We start from the raw sequence: 13089 nt of genomic DNA, 5'->3' as shown, positions 1-13089 counted from the left end.
CGCGGCACATGGCTACGGGTGCCCGACGTGCAAGAACGTCGTCGTCGGCGTGTGGGCCAAGGTGCGGGCTCCGGGGCGGCGGCACCCACGCCCGGAGCCCGCCCGCCCCGGCCAGAACGCCTCGGGCGGCACGGGACGCAAGTGTGGGGGGCACTCGCGACCCTGGGTGCTGGGGACACCCGATCAACGGATAGCGGGGCCCGGTTGCGGCGCCGTTACGACCTCATCACCGCGAGTCGCCCATCTTGCACAGTCGTCTCGCGAGGTGTCAGCAGACGCAGGGAGGCCGACACCCCCGGCCGGAGAAAGGATTCTCGGGCCTGAGTGTTCAGCCGCGCGTGGTGAGCGAGCAGGCGGTCCTCGAAATCACCCCTGATCGAGTTCTCGAGTGCGAATCGCCCCCGCGCTACGACCTGTCGGTGTGACGCGACGCGTGGAGGGTATCGGACGGGTTCTCGCCGTACTCTGCGCGATAGGTGGCAGCGAACCGCGATGGGTGTGTGAAGCCGGCCGACCGAGCGATCCCCGACACCGAGTCGCCCGCTTCGGGATGGGCGCTGAGCAGAGCCGCGCGGGCCCGGGCGACCCGGACGCGCCGCAGATAATCCGTCGGCGACATCTGAAACGCGCGCTGGAACGCGAGTTGCACGCCGCGCACGCTCATCCGCGCCGCGCCGGCGATGTCGGCCAACATGATCGGAAGGTGGGCGTGGTCGTCGATGTAGGTGCGCGCGCGTTGAGCGGCTGCCGGCGGGAGTGGGACACGTTCCACAGGAAGGTCGTCCCACGTGTTGGGGAAGCAGGCCGCGCTCGCGGAGACCGCGAGATCCAGCAGTCCGCTCGCGACGTAGGGCTCGTCGACGACACCCGTGCTGACCGCACGCGCCACGGTCAGCATGACGGCATCCCAGTAACTGCCGTGCTCGGGCGTGCGTGGTGCGGCCGAGGTGAAGGAGAACCCGACCGATCGCGGGTTGATGCGTTCGCCGAGTCGGGCGAGGAACGCGCTCGCGTCGAGTGTGAGCGTCTGCGCATGCGCGAAGGTGTATTCGCTGCGCAGGCCGGGCTGCACCACGTAGGGATGCGCCGCGTCGACCGTCGTGCGCTTCACAGCCATGTCCCCGTCCATTCGGACGGCTCGCGCGAACAAGAAACCCGCCGTGTCCTCGACCTGCGTCACGAGTGGGCGACCGCCGATCGTGAAATCGAGGAAAGTCGCCCCTCCTCCGATGCCGGTCACGGAGAGCGAGAAGTGCAGGCGCGTGCCACGGTCGGGGCCGACGCGAACCCCGGGGAAGTACGCGTCTAGTGCGGCGACCGCGGCGTCAGCATTGTCCGCGCCGGTCTTCATCGTGGGCATATCCACGCTCCTTCGACATCGCCGTTGAATGAAGCTACTCCTCGATCCGAATCACGCACGACCCCTGTCCACATGACCCGACGCCGCGTCCGGCTCCGGCAGCGGCCCGTTAGCCTCAGCGAGTGGACGGAAACAACGGCATCCCGGTGATCACGGAACTGACATATGCCGGGACGCCCTACCGCGTCATGGGGAAATCCGTCACCGAGGTGCAGCAGGAGATCGACGACATCCTCCTGCGACGCACGGCCGGGTGGCTCGATGTCGTCGACGAGCACGGAACACTCGCGCCCAACCGGATTCTCATCACCGCCGGGGTCGCGGTGAGCATCACCGCACTGCCCACAGAATCGGCGAATAGCCGGTTCTGCCGTGCCAGTGCGCTACTCGCCTTCCGACCCCCGGACAACGCCTGGCGTGGTGGAGCAGGACCGAGATCAACATGGGCAAGCTGATCATGGACAACGGCATCAAGGTCGACTTCGAGGACCGGCTGCTCGCGCACCTGCAGCACGTCATCACCGCCAAGCTCCGACGCAATGAGGCCTTCCTCTTCACCTGGAAGGAAGACCTCAGCGTGGGCGGCGGCCGCACCTCGGTCTGGATCCACCCGAACGCGAACCTGGTCTACAAGTTCCACGGCGGCCGCACGCCGACACTGAATCCCGCATGGCTGCACGCCCTCGCGTACACCGCTGCTGGGCCGCACGGGCTCTACGTCGTTCCCGAGCCGGACGCGCACGCTGTCGATCGGACGATGCGGCAGCAGCCGGCGATGAAGTTCGCGATCGTCGAAGAGCAGTACGCCGAAGCGCGTTGACGTGCGGGGCCGTTCCTCATGCCGATCCGGCGTGCGTGTGCCGGCTACAGGACTTGAACCTGCAACCCCCGTATTACAAGTACGGTGCGCTACCAATTGCGCCAAGCCGGCGGAGCGCCCAGTCTATCGGGGCGTCGATGCCGTCACGGGGCGGGAGTGGGCGTCGCGGTGCTCGCAGAGGGGGTGGGCGAGGGGGTGCGGTAGTACGCATCGCTCGCGACCGTGAGCACGAACTGCGCGAACTCCTTCGGGTCGTCGAGCGCCCCCACGTACTGCGTACCGTTGACGAGGATCATCGGCGTGCCCGTCAGCGCGACATCGGTGCCCGGGATGCCCTCGAGGGCACGGTCGGTCGCCGCGCGCGCCCACGACGCGTACTCGCCGTCCTCGATGCACGAGCGCACGACCTTCGGCGAGGACACGCCCTTGGCCTGCGCAAGGTCGGCCAGCTGATCGTCCGTCAGCCCGTCAGAGTCGGCGGCCGGCTGCTGGCGCAGCAGCTCGTCGTTGAACGCGAAGAAGGTGCCAGGCGAGTACGTGGCCACGCACGCGGCCGCGCCGGCGGCGCGCAGCGAGTACTTCGTGCCGTTGGACTTCGAGGTGAGCATCGCGACCGGGTAGTAGGTGAGGGTCGCCGCATCCTGCGACACCCACTTGCCCAGCTGCTCGGCGTTGGCGACCTGGAACTCGCGGGCCTGCGTCGAGAGGTAGTCGACGTACACGCGGATGTCGACCGTGCGCGACGCGGTGGTCGAAGGCGTGGGGGTCGGGGTCGGGGTCTCGGCCTGCAGCTGTGCGGTGCTGTCGTCGACCGTCGGGTCCTGCGCCTCGGGGATGCCGCTGACATCGGACACCAGGAACCCGTCGTCGTTCGCGTTGGCGGGCTGGACGAGGGGCTTCGGACCCATCTCGGTGAGGGCGTAGACGACGGCCGCGGTGGCGACGCCGACGACGGCGAGACCCGCGACTCCGACGAGGATCCGGCGCAGCACCCGCAGCCGGGACTGCTTCACGTGCACCTGCTGCGCCTTCTCGCGCACCGCCTTGCGTCGGTCGCGCGGAGCAGGCACGTGCGGTGTCTCGTCGTTCGACATGAAACCTCTGAAACGGATGACAGCGGCCGGGAATCCGGCGGGGTCGCGCGGGTGGGCGACCGAGAGTCGATGCTAGCCAGGCAGGCTGAGAAAAACCCAGACGCAGGGGCCGCATGCCATACTGAGGACGCGCCCGAAGGAGGGCGTGCGGGATAGCCCCCGCCATCCATCACTACGGATCGTCCGGCACGTACCTGCCGGTGAAGGAGAAAGAACATGGCATCCGTCACGTTTGACAACGCAACGCGCCTGTACCCGGGGGGCACGCGCCCCGCGGTCGACAAGCTCAACCTCGAAGTGGGCGACGGCGAGTTCCTCGTCCTGGTCGGCCCCTCCGGCTGCGGCAAGTCCACGTCGCTGCGCATGCTCGCCGGCCTCGAAGAGGTCAACTCGGGCCGCATCCTCATCGGCGACCGCGACGTCACCGACGTGCCGCCGAAGGACCGCGACATCGCGATGGTCTTCCAGAACTACGCGCTGTACCCGCACATGACCGTCGCCGAGAACATGGGCTTCGCCCTGAAGATCGCGGGCGTCGGCAAGGAGGAGCGTGCCGCGCGCGTCCTCGAGGCCGCGAAGCTCCTCGACCTCGAGCAGTACCTCACGCGCAAGCCGAAGGCGCTCTCGGGCGGTCAGCGTCAGCGCGTCGCGATGGGCCGCGCCATCGTGCGTCAGCCCCAGGTGTTCCTCATGGACGAGCCGCTGTCGAACCTCGACGCGAAGCTGCGCGTGCAGACGCGCACGCAGATCGCGTCGCTGCAGCGCCGCCTGGGCGTCACCACGGTGTACGTCACGCACGACCAGACCGAGGCGCTCACGATGGGCGACCGCATCGCGGTGCTCAAGGACGGCCTGCTGCAGCAGGTCGGCACGCCCCGCGACCTGTACGAGAAGCCGCAGAACGTGTTCGTCGCCGGCTTCATCGGCTCGCCCGCGATGAACCTGTTCCAGGTCGACCTGGCCGAGGGGGGCGTGCGCTTCGGCGACCTCGTCGCGCCGGTCGAGGCCGACGTCATCGGCAAGGCGCACGGCTCGGTCGTCACGATCGGCGTCCGTCCCGAGGACATCCAGGTCGCCCCTGCCGACGGCCGCGGCCTGTCGGTCGTCGTCGATCTCGTCGAGGAGCTCGGCGCCGACGGCTACCTGTACGGCCACACGGAGATCAACGGCAAGCGCACCGACCTGGTCGCGCGCGTCGACGGCCGCCGTCACCCCAACGCGGGTGAGACCGTCGTGCTGGCCCCGGTCCCCGGACACGTGCACGTGTTCGACGCCGAGTCCGGCGAGCGCCTGACCGACAAGGCGATCGCCTCCGCCTGATCCCACCGCGCGCGGCGCGGGCTCCGGTTCCTGAGATCATCGAAGGGCCGGCGCCCGCGCCGCGTTCGTCATTCCCGGGAGGTTTCCGTGGCCGAGTCCCTCAGCATCACCGCCAGCTCCGTCGATCCCGGGCTGCTGTCGCTGCCGTGGTCGACGACCCTCGCCGACTGGCCGAGCAGCGCGATCGTCTACCTGCCGAAGGGCATCTCGCGTCATCTCGTCCGCTTCGCGAACCTGTCGGGGCGGGTCGTGGCGATCAAGGAGACGACCGAGCAGATGGCGCGCCGCGAGTACGACATGCTGGGCAACCTGCACCGGCTGCAGGCGCCCTGCGTCGAGCGCGTGGCCGTGATCGCCGGTCGCACGGATGCCGCCGGCGAGCCGCTGCCCGCGGCCCTGGTCACGGCGCATCTGAAGTTCTCGCTCCCCTACCGGGCCCTCTTCACGCAGATGCTGCGGCCGCACACGGCGACCCGGCTCGTGGACGCCCTCGCGGTGCTGCTCGTGCGCCTGCACAACGTCGGCTTCTTCTGGGGCGACGTGTCGCTGTCGAACACGCTGTTCCGACGCGACGCGGGCGAGTTCGCGGCCTACCTCGTCGACGCCGAGACCGGCGAGCTGCACGAGGGCGGACTGACCGACGGCCAGCGGGCCCACGACCTCGACATCGCCCGCACCAACATCGCGGGCGAGATCATGGACCTCGAAGCGGGCGGGCGGCTGGAGGGCGGCCTCGACGCCGTCCAGATCGCCGACGGCATCATGTCGTCCTACCACTCGCTGTGGGGTGCCCTCACCGACCGCGAGACCTTCGCGGTCGACGAGTCGTGGCGCATCACCGAGCGCGTGCAGCGCTTGAACGCGCTCGGCTTCGACATCGGCGAGATGTCGATGCAGACGACGCCCGATGGCACGCGGGTCTCGATCCAGCCGAAGGTCGTCGACGCCGGACACCACCAGCGACGACTCCTGCGCCTGACCGGTCTCGACGTCGAGGAGAACCAGGCCCGTCGCCTCCTCAACGACCTCGACGAGTTCCGCGCGCGCGTCTCCCGCCTCGGCTCGGACGAGGAGATGGTCGCCCACGAATGGCTGACGCGCGTGTTCGAGCCGATCGTCATGGCGATCCCGTTCGACCTGCGCGCGAAGCTCGAACCGGCCGAGGTGTTCCACCAGGTGCTCGAGCACCGGTGGTACATGTCGCAGGCGCGCGGCCGGTCGGTGCCGATCGCCGAAGTGCTCACGTCCTACATCGACGACGTGCTGCGGCATCGCCGCGACGAGGCGACCGTGATGGGACCGCCCACCGACACGATGGCCGTCCCCGTCCTCACCGGCGCGATCTCGGTCGCGGACGACGAGGACGAGGACGAGACGGTCGACTGGCGCGACCTCGTCTGAGGCTCAGTAGCCGACGGTGAACCGGCGACCCGTGTGCTTCGGGTCTTCGATCTCGTCGACGACGGCCACCGCGAGGTCGGGGCCGGAGATGAACGACTCGCCCGACTGGTCGACGACGAGCACCTCGCCGCCGTCGCGGTACTCGCCGGTGCGCTCCCCCGGCGCCCACGCGCCGAAGCCGCCCGCGGGGTGGACGTAGAACCACTCGCGACCACCGGTGCCCGACTGGAGGTCCTCGAGCACGCCGATCGCCTCGAGCGCCTCGGGCTTGTACTCATCCGCGAAGCCGTCGGTGTCGATCAGGCGCGGACCGCCGGGCGCGACGAGGCTCCCCCCGGCGCCGCCGATCACGCCGACGCGGACGTTCTCGGGAAGCGCGGCGAAGAGCTCGGCGAGCGCCGGCCGCACCTTGCCGAGCATGTCGCCGCGCGGCGCGACCGCCGACACGACGACCTCGACCCCCTCGAGCTTCTGCACGAGGTCGACCGTGTCGAGGATGCTGCCCTCGAGGTATGTCGCGCCGGCCAGGCGCTCGGCGGGCACGGAGCGCGCGACCGAGACGACGGTGTGACCGCGGTCGACGGCCTCCCGGACGATGTGGCTGCCGGCGTAGCCGGTTCCTCCGATGACGGCGATGCGGGTCATGCGCTTTCCTTTCGTCGAGGGATGCGTGCTATTCGCGCGTCGCGCGCAGTGTCGCGACCTGGTACAGCGCCACGGACGCGGCGATGCCGGCGTTCAGCGACTCGGTCGCCGCGGAGATCGGGATCGACACGATCTGGTCGCACGTCTCGGTGACCAGGCGCGAGAGACCCTTGCCCTCGGAGCCGACCACGATGACCACCGGGCGATCCGCGAGCTCGAGCGCCGGCAGCGGCACGTCACCGCCGCCGTCGAGACCGAGGACGAACACGCCCTGCTTCTTGAACTCCTTGAGCGTCGAGGTGAGGTTCGCCGCGATCGCCACGGGCGTGCGCGCGGCAGCGCCGGCGCTCGTCTTCCACGCGGCGGCGTTGACCCCGGCCGACCGGCGCTGCGGGATGATCACGCCCTGGCCGCCGAAGGCGGCGGCCGACCGGATGATCGCACCGAGGTTCCGCGGGTCGGTGATGCCGTCGAGGGCGACGAGCAGCGGCAGCTCGCCGGTCGCCGTGACGTTCTCGAGCAGGTCCTGGGGGTGCGCGTACTCGTACGGCGGAACCTTGAGCGCCACGCCCTGATGCACGCCGTCGAACCCGGCCATACGGTCGAGCTCGGGCCGCGTCACCTCGAGCACCGGGATCTCGCGGTGAGTCGCGATCGAGAGCATCTCCTTGACGCGGTCGTCCATCTCGACACGCTGCGCGACGTACATCGCGGTGGCGGGGATGCGGGCGCGCAGCGCCTCGAGCACGGAGTTGCGCCCCGTGACGATCTCGGTGTCATCGCTCTGCTTCGGGCGTCCGCCGCGGTTGGCGGGCGCCGACGGGCGCTGGCCGAGGCGTCCCTTGCCGCCCGCGGCCGCATACCGCTCGGCCGCGGCCTTGCGCTTGCCCGCGGGGTGCCACGCGCGATCCTCCGCCTTCGGGGTCGGGCCCTTGCCTTCCAGCGCGCGTCGGTTCTTGCCGCCGGAGCCCTTCGTCGGCCCCTTCTTGCCGCGACCGGCCGAGGGGTTTCCTGGCTTAGCCATCGTTCAGACTCCAATGCGTTCCGTCGGGGGTGTCTTCGAGGGCGACGCCGGCCGCCGCGATCGCGTCGCGGATGCGGTCGGCCGCAGCCCAGTCCTTCTCGGCGCGCGCCCGTGCACGCTGGTCGATCAGCTCGCGCAGCAGGCCGTCGAGCGCCGTTCCGGCTGCATCCGCGCCGGCCGCCGTCGCGGGCACCGACCCGTCGAGGCCCAGGAGCTCGAGCATCGCCGCCACCGCACGGGAGGCCTCGACGGCACCGGCACGGTCTGCCGCGTCGACCGCGGCGTTCCCCGCCCGCACGGTGTCGTGCAGCACGGCGAGCGCCTGCGGGACGCCGAGGTCGTCGTCCATCGCGGCGACGAAGGCGTCGGGAAGGCGGGAGGGCGCCAGAGCGGCGGGATCGGCCCCGGTCGCCCGCAGCACGCGCTGACGGAAGGTCGCGATGCGCTCGAGCGCGGCCTTCGCCTCGGCGTAGGACTCGGGCGTCAGGTCGAGCGTCGATCGGTAGTGGGCCGCGGCGAGCGCGTAGCGCACGACCAGCGGGTCGTGCTCGGCGAGCACGTCTGCGGCGAGCACGAAGTTGCCGAGGGACTTCGACATCTTCTGCCCGCCGACGGTCACGAGGCCGTTGTGCACCCAGTACTGCGCGAACGCGTCGCCCGCCGCGGTGGACTGGGCGAGCTCGTTCTCGTGGTGCGGGAAGCGCAGGTCGAGGCCCCCGCCGTGGATGTCGAAGGAGGGCCCGAGGTAGCGCCGCGACATCGCGGAGCATTCGATGTGCCAGCCCGGGCGTCCGGCGCCCCACGGCGACTCCCACGTCGCATCCGCCGGCTCGCCGGGCTTCGTACCCTTCCACAGTGCGAAATCGTGCGGGTCGCGCTTGCCGCGCGGGTCGGCGTCGGCCGCCGGCTCCATCGCGTCCAGCGACTGGCGCGTGAGGGCGCCGTACGAGGGCCACGAGCGCACGTCGAAGTACACGTCGCCCGCCGCATCCGGGCTGTCGGCCGCATACGCGTGCCCGGCGTCGATGAGCCGGCCGATGAGCTCCTGCATCTGCGGGATGGACGCGGTCGCGCGCGGCTCGTACGTCGGCGGCAGGATGCCGACAGCGGCATACGCCCGCGCGAACTCCTGCTCCATGCGATACGCGAGCGCCCACCACGGCTCGTCGGCGGTCGCATACGCGAGCACTTTGTCGTCGATGTCGGTCACGTTGCGCACGAACGTGACCCGACCGAACCGGTACGCGAGCCAGCGGCGGAGGAGGTCGAAGCTGAGTGCGGCACGGACGTGGCCGATGTGCGGGCCCGACTGCACGGTCGGGCCGCACACGTAGACCGTCACGTTGCCGGGGTCGGCGGGGACGAAGTCGCGCAGCGCCTGCGCCTTCGTGTCGTAGATCCGGACGGTCACCGCTCCAGCCTACCGGCGCCGTGCCGCGACGCCCCGGGAAGCCGCGGTCATGACCGGGGCCGCAGGCACGCTAGAAAAGAGACATGCTGCCGCTGCTCGCCGTCGTCGCGGCGGCCGTGCTCTTCGGGACGACCGGCACGTCGCAGGCGCTCGGCCCCGGCGACACGACGCCGCTCGCGGTGGGCGCGATGCGCCTCCTCATCGGCGGCACCGCCCTGGGCATCGTCGGCTGGGCGCTGGGCCGGCGCGCACGGCGGAGGATGGGAGCACCGCGCGCCGACGCACGCGCCATCGCGCTGATGACGGTGACGGGTGTCGCACTCGCGGTGTACCAGCCGCTGTTCTTCCTCGGCACCGCGCGCAACGGCGTCGCCGTCGGGACGGTCGCCGCCCTCGGCTCGGCGCCGGTGATCGCCGGCGTCATCGAATGGGCCCTCACGCGTCGGCGCCCGCACGCGACGTGGATGGCTGCGACCGCACTGGCCCTGGTGGGTGTGGCGGTGCTCGCGTTCGCCGCCGGCGGTCCGGCGGGCGCCGATCCGCTCGGGTTCGTCGGCTCGGTCGGCGCCGGCGCGAGCTTCGCCGTGTTCGCGAATGCGCAGCGGCGCCTCCTGACGGGCGGCTGGGATCCGTTCTCGGTGGCGGGCGCCATGGGCGCGGGCTCGGCGATCGTCGCGCTCGCCTTCGTCCCGTTCGTGGACCTGTCGTGGGTCGTCGCCGCATCGGACTCGGCGCTGTCGGGGCTCGCCATGTCGTTGTGGCTCGGGCTCGCGACGATCACCCTCGCGTACACGCTCTTCACGTGGGGGCTCCAGCGCCTGACGGCGGCGACCGCCGCGACGCTGACGCTCGCCGAGCCCCTGACCGCGGCCGTGCTCGGCATCGCCGTGCTGGGCGAACGCCTGTCGCCCGCCGAGATCGGCGGACTTGTCGTGCTCGGCGCCGGCCTGCTCGTCCTCGCGTGGGGGTCACGGGCGCCGCGCGACCCGCAGCCGTTCGCGGTGGAGGGCTGATGCTCGCGATCGCCCGGGAGGACCCGACACGCGCCGACGTCACGGCTCTCATCGCCCGGCATCTCGCCGGCATGCACGAGAACACCCCGGCCGAAAGCGTGCACGCCCTCGACCTGTCGGCGCTGCAGCATCCGGATGTCGCGTTCTGGACCGCGCGCGTCGGCGGCCGCCTCGCGGGGATCGCGGCCACCGCGCGCCTGGACGACGCGAACGCGGAGCTGAAGTCGATGCGCGTCGACGACGCGTTCCTCGGCCGCGGGGTCGGCCGCGCGCTCGTGCGCCGGATCGTCGCGGACGCGCGCGAGCGCGGTGTCGCCGCGTTGTGGCTGGAGACCGGCAGCGGCGACGACTTCGTCGCGGCGCGGCGCCTATACGCGAGCGAGGGCTTCGTCGAGTGCCCCCCGTTCGGCTCCTACCGCCCCGACCCGAACTCGACCTTCATGACGCTGGGCCTGCAGCCGTCGGCGTAGCGCGTCGGCGTCAGGCCGGGACGACGAGGGCGACGGCGTACGCCGCGACGCCCTCCCCGCGCCCGGTGAACCCGAGGCCGTCGGTCGTGGTCGCGCTCACCGACACCGGGGCGCCACCGAGCGCGTCCGAGAGCGCCGCCTCGGCTTCCGCGCGCCGTGCGGCGAAGCGCGGGCGCACGGCCTGCACCTGCACCGAGACATTGCCGACCCGCCAGCCGGCTTCGCCGAGCAGCGCGAGAGTGCGCTCGAGGAAGCGGTCCGCGTGCGCGCCGGCGTACTCGGGCCGGTCGGTGCCGAAATGCGTGCCGATGTCGCCGAGGCCCGCGGCGGCGAGCAGCGCATCCACGATCGCGTGCGAGACCGCGTCGCCGTCGGAATGGCCCGACAGCGCGGGCTCCCCGGGCCACGACAGACCCGCGAGCCACAGGTCGCCCTCTCCGCCGAACGCGTGCACGTCGGTGCCGACGCCGACGCGCGGCAGCGGATGCGGCTGCTCGATCGCGACCCGCGTGTGCGCCTCCGGCGCCAGGAGGGCACGCGCGCGCTCGAGGTCGTCGGGCGTCGTGATCTTGAACGCCGCGCGGTCGCCGGGTACGACCACGACCGCATGCCCCGCGTCGGCCATCAGCGCGGCGTCGTCGGTGAACTCCTCCGACGCCGCGGCGTACGCGGCCTCGAGGTCGACGCGCGAGAACCCCTGCGGCGTCTGGGCCGCCGCGAGCTCGGAGCGGTCGACGGCCGCGAGTGCGACATGCCCGTCGACGCGCTTGAGGGTGTCGACGACCGGCACGACCGGCACGACCGCCGGGTTGTCCGCCTCGAGCGCCTCGATGACCCGCGCGAACACGGCCGGCGGGGTGAGGGCGCGCGCGGCGTCGTGGACGAGCACGTAACGCACATCCGCCCACACCGCGGCCAATCCCGCCGCGACCGAGGCCTGCCGCGTGTCGCCGCCCACGACGACCGACACGAGGTCGCGCGCGTCGCCGGCGGCGGCATAGGCCTCGGTGAGCGCGTCGCCCTCGCGGCCCGCAGGCGCGACGACGACGACCTGCGCGAGCGGTCCGGCGAACACGCCGTCGAGCGCGTGCCGCAGCACGGTGTGCTCATCGATGCCGACGAACGCCTTCGGCCCGCCCGCTCCCAAGCGGGTGCCGGACCCGGCGGCGACGACGATGACAGCGGTGCGCGGAACGGGCGTGATGCTCACGCCCCCACGCTAGCGAGTCGCGCGCGAGCTCAGGACGCGAGGACCTCGTCGAGGACGACGCTCGCGCGCTCCTCGTCGGTCTTCTCGGCCAGCGCCAGCTCGGAGACGAGGATCTGGCGGGCCTTCGCGAGCATCCGCTTCTCGCCGGCGGACAGACCGCGGTCCTGATCGCGACGCCATAGGTCGCGCACGACCTCGCTGACCTTGATCACATCGCCGGACGCGAGCTTCTCGAGGTTCGCCTTGTAGCGACGCGACCAGTTGGTCGGCTCCTCCGTGAACGGCGCGCGCAGCACCTCGAACACCCGGTCGAGACCTTCCTTGCCGATCACGTCACGGACGCCGACGAGGTCGACGTTCTCGGCGGGAACCTCGATGATGAGGTCGCCCTGGGTGACGTTGAGCTTCAGGTACTTCTTGGTCTCGCCCTTGATGATGCGATCCTTGACCTCGATGATCGTGGCCGCTCCGTGGTGCGGATAGACGACGGTCTCGCCAACCTCAAAAAGCATGCAGTTATGTCCTTTCGGCAACGTCTAGGATACCACAGCCCGCGATGCGCTAAGGTTCTCCGCCGCCCCCGGCAGCCGGCTCGGCGGTCCCGGGAAGAGCCTCCCGACCCCATAGAATGCTGGGGAAGCACAGCCCACCGGGAGGATCCGTGAACTCGCGTCTCGTCGCGTCCGTCGCTCTGGGCGCCGCCGTCCTTCTCGGGGCGACCGGTTGCGCCTTCATCACCCCCCAGTCGACGGAGATCCAGTACTCCGCGAGCGACGGTGTGAACATCCCGAACTCCGGGCCGCTCAAGGTCCGCAACGTGCTCATCGTGTCGGAGGAGGAGGGCGGCCCGGGCGCGCTCATCGCCGCCGTCGTCAACGAGACCGGCGAGGACCACACGCTCAACCTCGAGATCGGCGAGGGCGCCGACGCGCAGAAGGCGACGATCCGCGTGCCCGCGAACTCGTCCGTCAGCCTCGGCGATCCCGAGGAGGAGACCCCGGCGCTCACCGTCGACGCCGTGCCCGTCGCGCCCGGCGCGAACGTGCCCGTCTACTTCCAGTCCGGCGACGCCGAGGGCGTGCTGTACCAGGTGCCGGTGCTCGATGGCGCGCTCCCCTACTACGGCGAGCTGCTGCCCACGCCCGCCGCATCCACGAGCTCGCCGACGCCCTCGTCCACGCCGTCGCCGTCCGCCTCGAACTGACCGCGGCCCGACACCGCTCCGGCTGACACGTCCCCGCCCGCGTCGAGCCGACCGGCGGCCGCGCCCTGGACGGGCCCCGCGCGTACGAACTCAGGCAGCGGCGCGGCTTCCCCGCGG

14 protein-coding genes and 1 tRNA gene are annotated in these 13089 nt (G+C 71.3%); 7 read left to right on the top strand and 8 right to left on the bottom strand.

Going from position 1 to position 13089, the window contains the following annotated elements:
* Positions 1–406: 406 nt before the first annotated feature.
* The gene (locus EI169_RS05530) at positions 407–1240 is read right to left on the bottom strand and encodes an AraC family transcriptional regulator (protein ID WP_164515443.1); all 834 of its coding nucleotides are present in this window, start codon (positions 1238–1240) and stop codon (positions 407–409) included.
* 242 nt (positions 1241–1482) lie between these two features.
* Here EI169_RS05530 and EI169_RS05525 point away from each other — a divergent pair, with 242 nt between their 5' ends.
* Together EI169_RS05525 and EI169_RS05520 are read left to right on the top strand one after the other, a co-directional pair.
* Entirely contained in the window at positions 1483–1815 is a 333-nt protein-coding gene (locus tag EI169_RS05525) for a hypothetical protein (protein WP_125131443.1), read from the top strand.
* On the top strand, positions 1803–2180 hold the full coding sequence (locus EI169_RS05520; RefSeq protein WP_240640649.1) for an ATP-dependent DNA ligase: 378 nt from the start codon (positions 1803–1805) through the stop codon (positions 2178–2180). The genes EI169_RS05525 and EI169_RS05520 overlap by 13 nt, the downstream gene beginning before the upstream one ends.
* 38 nt (positions 2181–2218) lie before the next feature.
* Here EI169_RS05520 and EI169_RS05515 read toward each other — a convergent pair.
* Positions 2219–2291, bottom strand: a tRNA-Thr gene (locus EI169_RS05515).
* 32 nt (positions 2292–2323) lie between these two features.
* Positions 2324–3250 carry a thioredoxin domain-containing protein gene (locus EI169_RS05510; RefSeq protein ID WP_346427092.1) on the bottom strand — a complete coding sequence of 309 codons (927 nt, stop codon included), beginning with the start codon at positions 3248–3250 and terminating at the stop codon, positions 2324–2326.
* A 240-nt stretch (positions 3251–3490) separates the two neighbouring features.
* Between EI169_RS05510 and ugpC the strand changes: the two genes are divergently transcribed.
* Together ugpC and EI169_RS05500 are read left to right on the top strand one after the other, a co-directional pair.
* Positions 3491–4594 carry a sn-glycerol-3-phosphate ABC transporter ATP-binding protein UgpC gene (gene ugpC, locus EI169_RS05505; protein ID WP_125131441.1) on the top strand — a complete coding sequence of 368 codons (1104 nt, stop codon included), beginning with the start codon at positions 3491–3493 and terminating at the stop codon, positions 4592–4594.
* Positions 4595–4681: 87 nt separating this feature from the next.
* Positions 4682–5995 (top strand): DUF4032 domain-containing protein, encoded by a 1314-nt coding sequence (locus EI169_RS05500; RefSeq protein ID WP_125131440.1) that lies wholly within the window; start codon positions 4682–4684, stop codon positions 5993–5995.
* A 3-nt stretch (positions 5996–5998) separates the two neighbouring features.
* On the opposite strand, the gene EI169_RS05495 is transcribed toward EI169_RS05500, so the two are convergent.
* Genes EI169_RS05495 through cysS form a run of 3 tightly spaced genes read right to left on the bottom strand, consistent with a single transcriptional unit; the run spans position 5999 to position 9075 of the window.
* Complete coding sequence (locus tag EI169_RS05495) at positions 5999–6640, bottom strand: NAD(P)H-binding protein (RefSeq protein WP_125131439.1); 642 nt, start codon at positions 6638–6640, stop codon at positions 5999–6001.
* Between the two features lie 28 nt (positions 6641–6668).
* Positions 6669–7664, bottom strand: coding sequence for a 23S rRNA (guanosine(2251)-2'-O)-methyltransferase RlmB (gene rlmB / locus EI169_RS05490; RefSeq protein ID WP_125131438.1), 996 nt, complete (start codon positions 7662–7664; stop codon positions 6669–6671).
* Entirely contained in the window at positions 7657–9075 is a 1419-nt protein-coding gene (gene cysS / locus EI169_RS05485) for a cysteine--tRNA ligase (RefSeq protein ID WP_125131437.1), read from the bottom strand. The genes rlmB and cysS overlap by 8 nt, the downstream gene beginning before the upstream one ends.
* Before the next feature lie 83 nt (positions 9076–9158).
* Here cysS and EI169_RS05480 point away from each other — a divergent pair, with 83 nt between their 5' ends.
* Together EI169_RS05480 and EI169_RS05475 are read left to right on the top strand one after the other, a co-directional pair.
* Positions 9159–10088: an EamA family transporter gene (locus EI169_RS05480; protein ID WP_125131436.1), complete on the top strand. Its 930-nt coding sequence runs from the start codon at positions 9159–9161 to the stop codon at positions 10086–10088.
* Complete coding sequence (locus EI169_RS05475; RefSeq protein WP_125131435.1) at positions 10088–10558, top strand: GNAT family N-acetyltransferase; 471 nt, start codon at positions 10088–10090, stop codon at positions 10556–10558. Before EI169_RS05480 ends, EI169_RS05475 begins: the two co-directional genes overlap by 1 nt.
* Positions 10559–10568: 10 nt before the next feature.
* On the opposite strand, the gene ispD is transcribed toward EI169_RS05475, so the two are convergent.
* Together ispD and EI169_RS05465 are read right to left on the bottom strand one after the other, a co-directional pair.
* Positions 10569–11768 carry a 2-C-methyl-D-erythritol 4-phosphate cytidylyltransferase gene (gene ispD / locus EI169_RS05470; protein ID WP_125131434.1) on the bottom strand — a complete coding sequence of 400 codons (1200 nt, stop codon included), beginning with the start codon at positions 11766–11768 and terminating at the stop codon, positions 10569–10571.
* A 29-nt stretch (positions 11769–11797) separates the two neighbouring features.
* Positions 11798–12280, bottom strand: coding sequence for a CarD family transcriptional regulator (locus EI169_RS05465; protein WP_125131433.1), 483 nt, complete (start codon positions 12278–12280; stop codon positions 11798–11800).
* Between the two features lie 149 nt (positions 12281–12429).
* On the opposite strand from EI169_RS05465, the gene EI169_RS05460 reads away from it, so the two are divergent.
* Complete coding sequence (locus tag EI169_RS05460; protein ID WP_125131432.1) at positions 12430–12972, top strand: DNA modification methylase; 543 nt, start codon at positions 12430–12432, stop codon at positions 12970–12972.
* Positions 12973–13089 lie beyond the last annotated feature (117 nt).

The sequence above is a fragment of the Microbacterium sp. 10M-3C3 genome (assembly GCF_003931875.1).
Taxonomy (GTDB): domain Bacteria; phylum Actinomycetota; class Actinomycetes; order Actinomycetales; family Microbacteriaceae; genus Microbacterium.
The sequence above is the reverse complement of the archived record's forward strand: the minus strand, read 5'-3'. Positions and strand labels throughout refer to the sequence as shown.

Excerpts from the sequence above, each read along its gene's own strand:
- EI169_RS05475 (WP_125131435.1), top strand. The coding sequence starts at position 10,088 with ATGCTCGCGATCGCCCGGGAGGACCCGACACGCGCCGACGTCACGGCT.
- EI169_RS05495 (WP_125131439.1), bottom strand. The coding sequence starts at position 6,640 with ATGACCCGCATCGCCGTCATCGGAGGAACCGGCTACGCCGGCAGCCAC.
- EI169_RS05520 (WP_240640649.1), top strand. The coding sequence starts at position 1,803 with ATGGGCAAGCTGATCATGGACAACGGCATCAAGGTCGACTTCGAGGAC.
- EI169_RS05480 (WP_125131436.1), top strand. The coding sequence starts at position 9,159 with ATGCTGCCGCTGCTCGCCGTCGTCGCGGCGGCCGTGCTCTTCGGGACG.
- rlmB (WP_125131438.1), bottom strand. The coding sequence starts at position 7,664 with ATGGCTAAGCCAGGAAACCCCTCGGCCGGTCGCGGCAAGAAGGGGCCG.
- ugpC (WP_125131441.1), top strand. The coding sequence starts at position 3,491 with ATGGCATCCGTCACGTTTGACAACGCAACGCGCCTGTACCCGGGGGGC.
- EI169_RS05465 (WP_125131433.1), bottom strand. The coding sequence starts at position 12,280 with ATGCTTTTTGAGGTTGGCGAGACCGTCGTCTATCCGCACCACGGAGCG.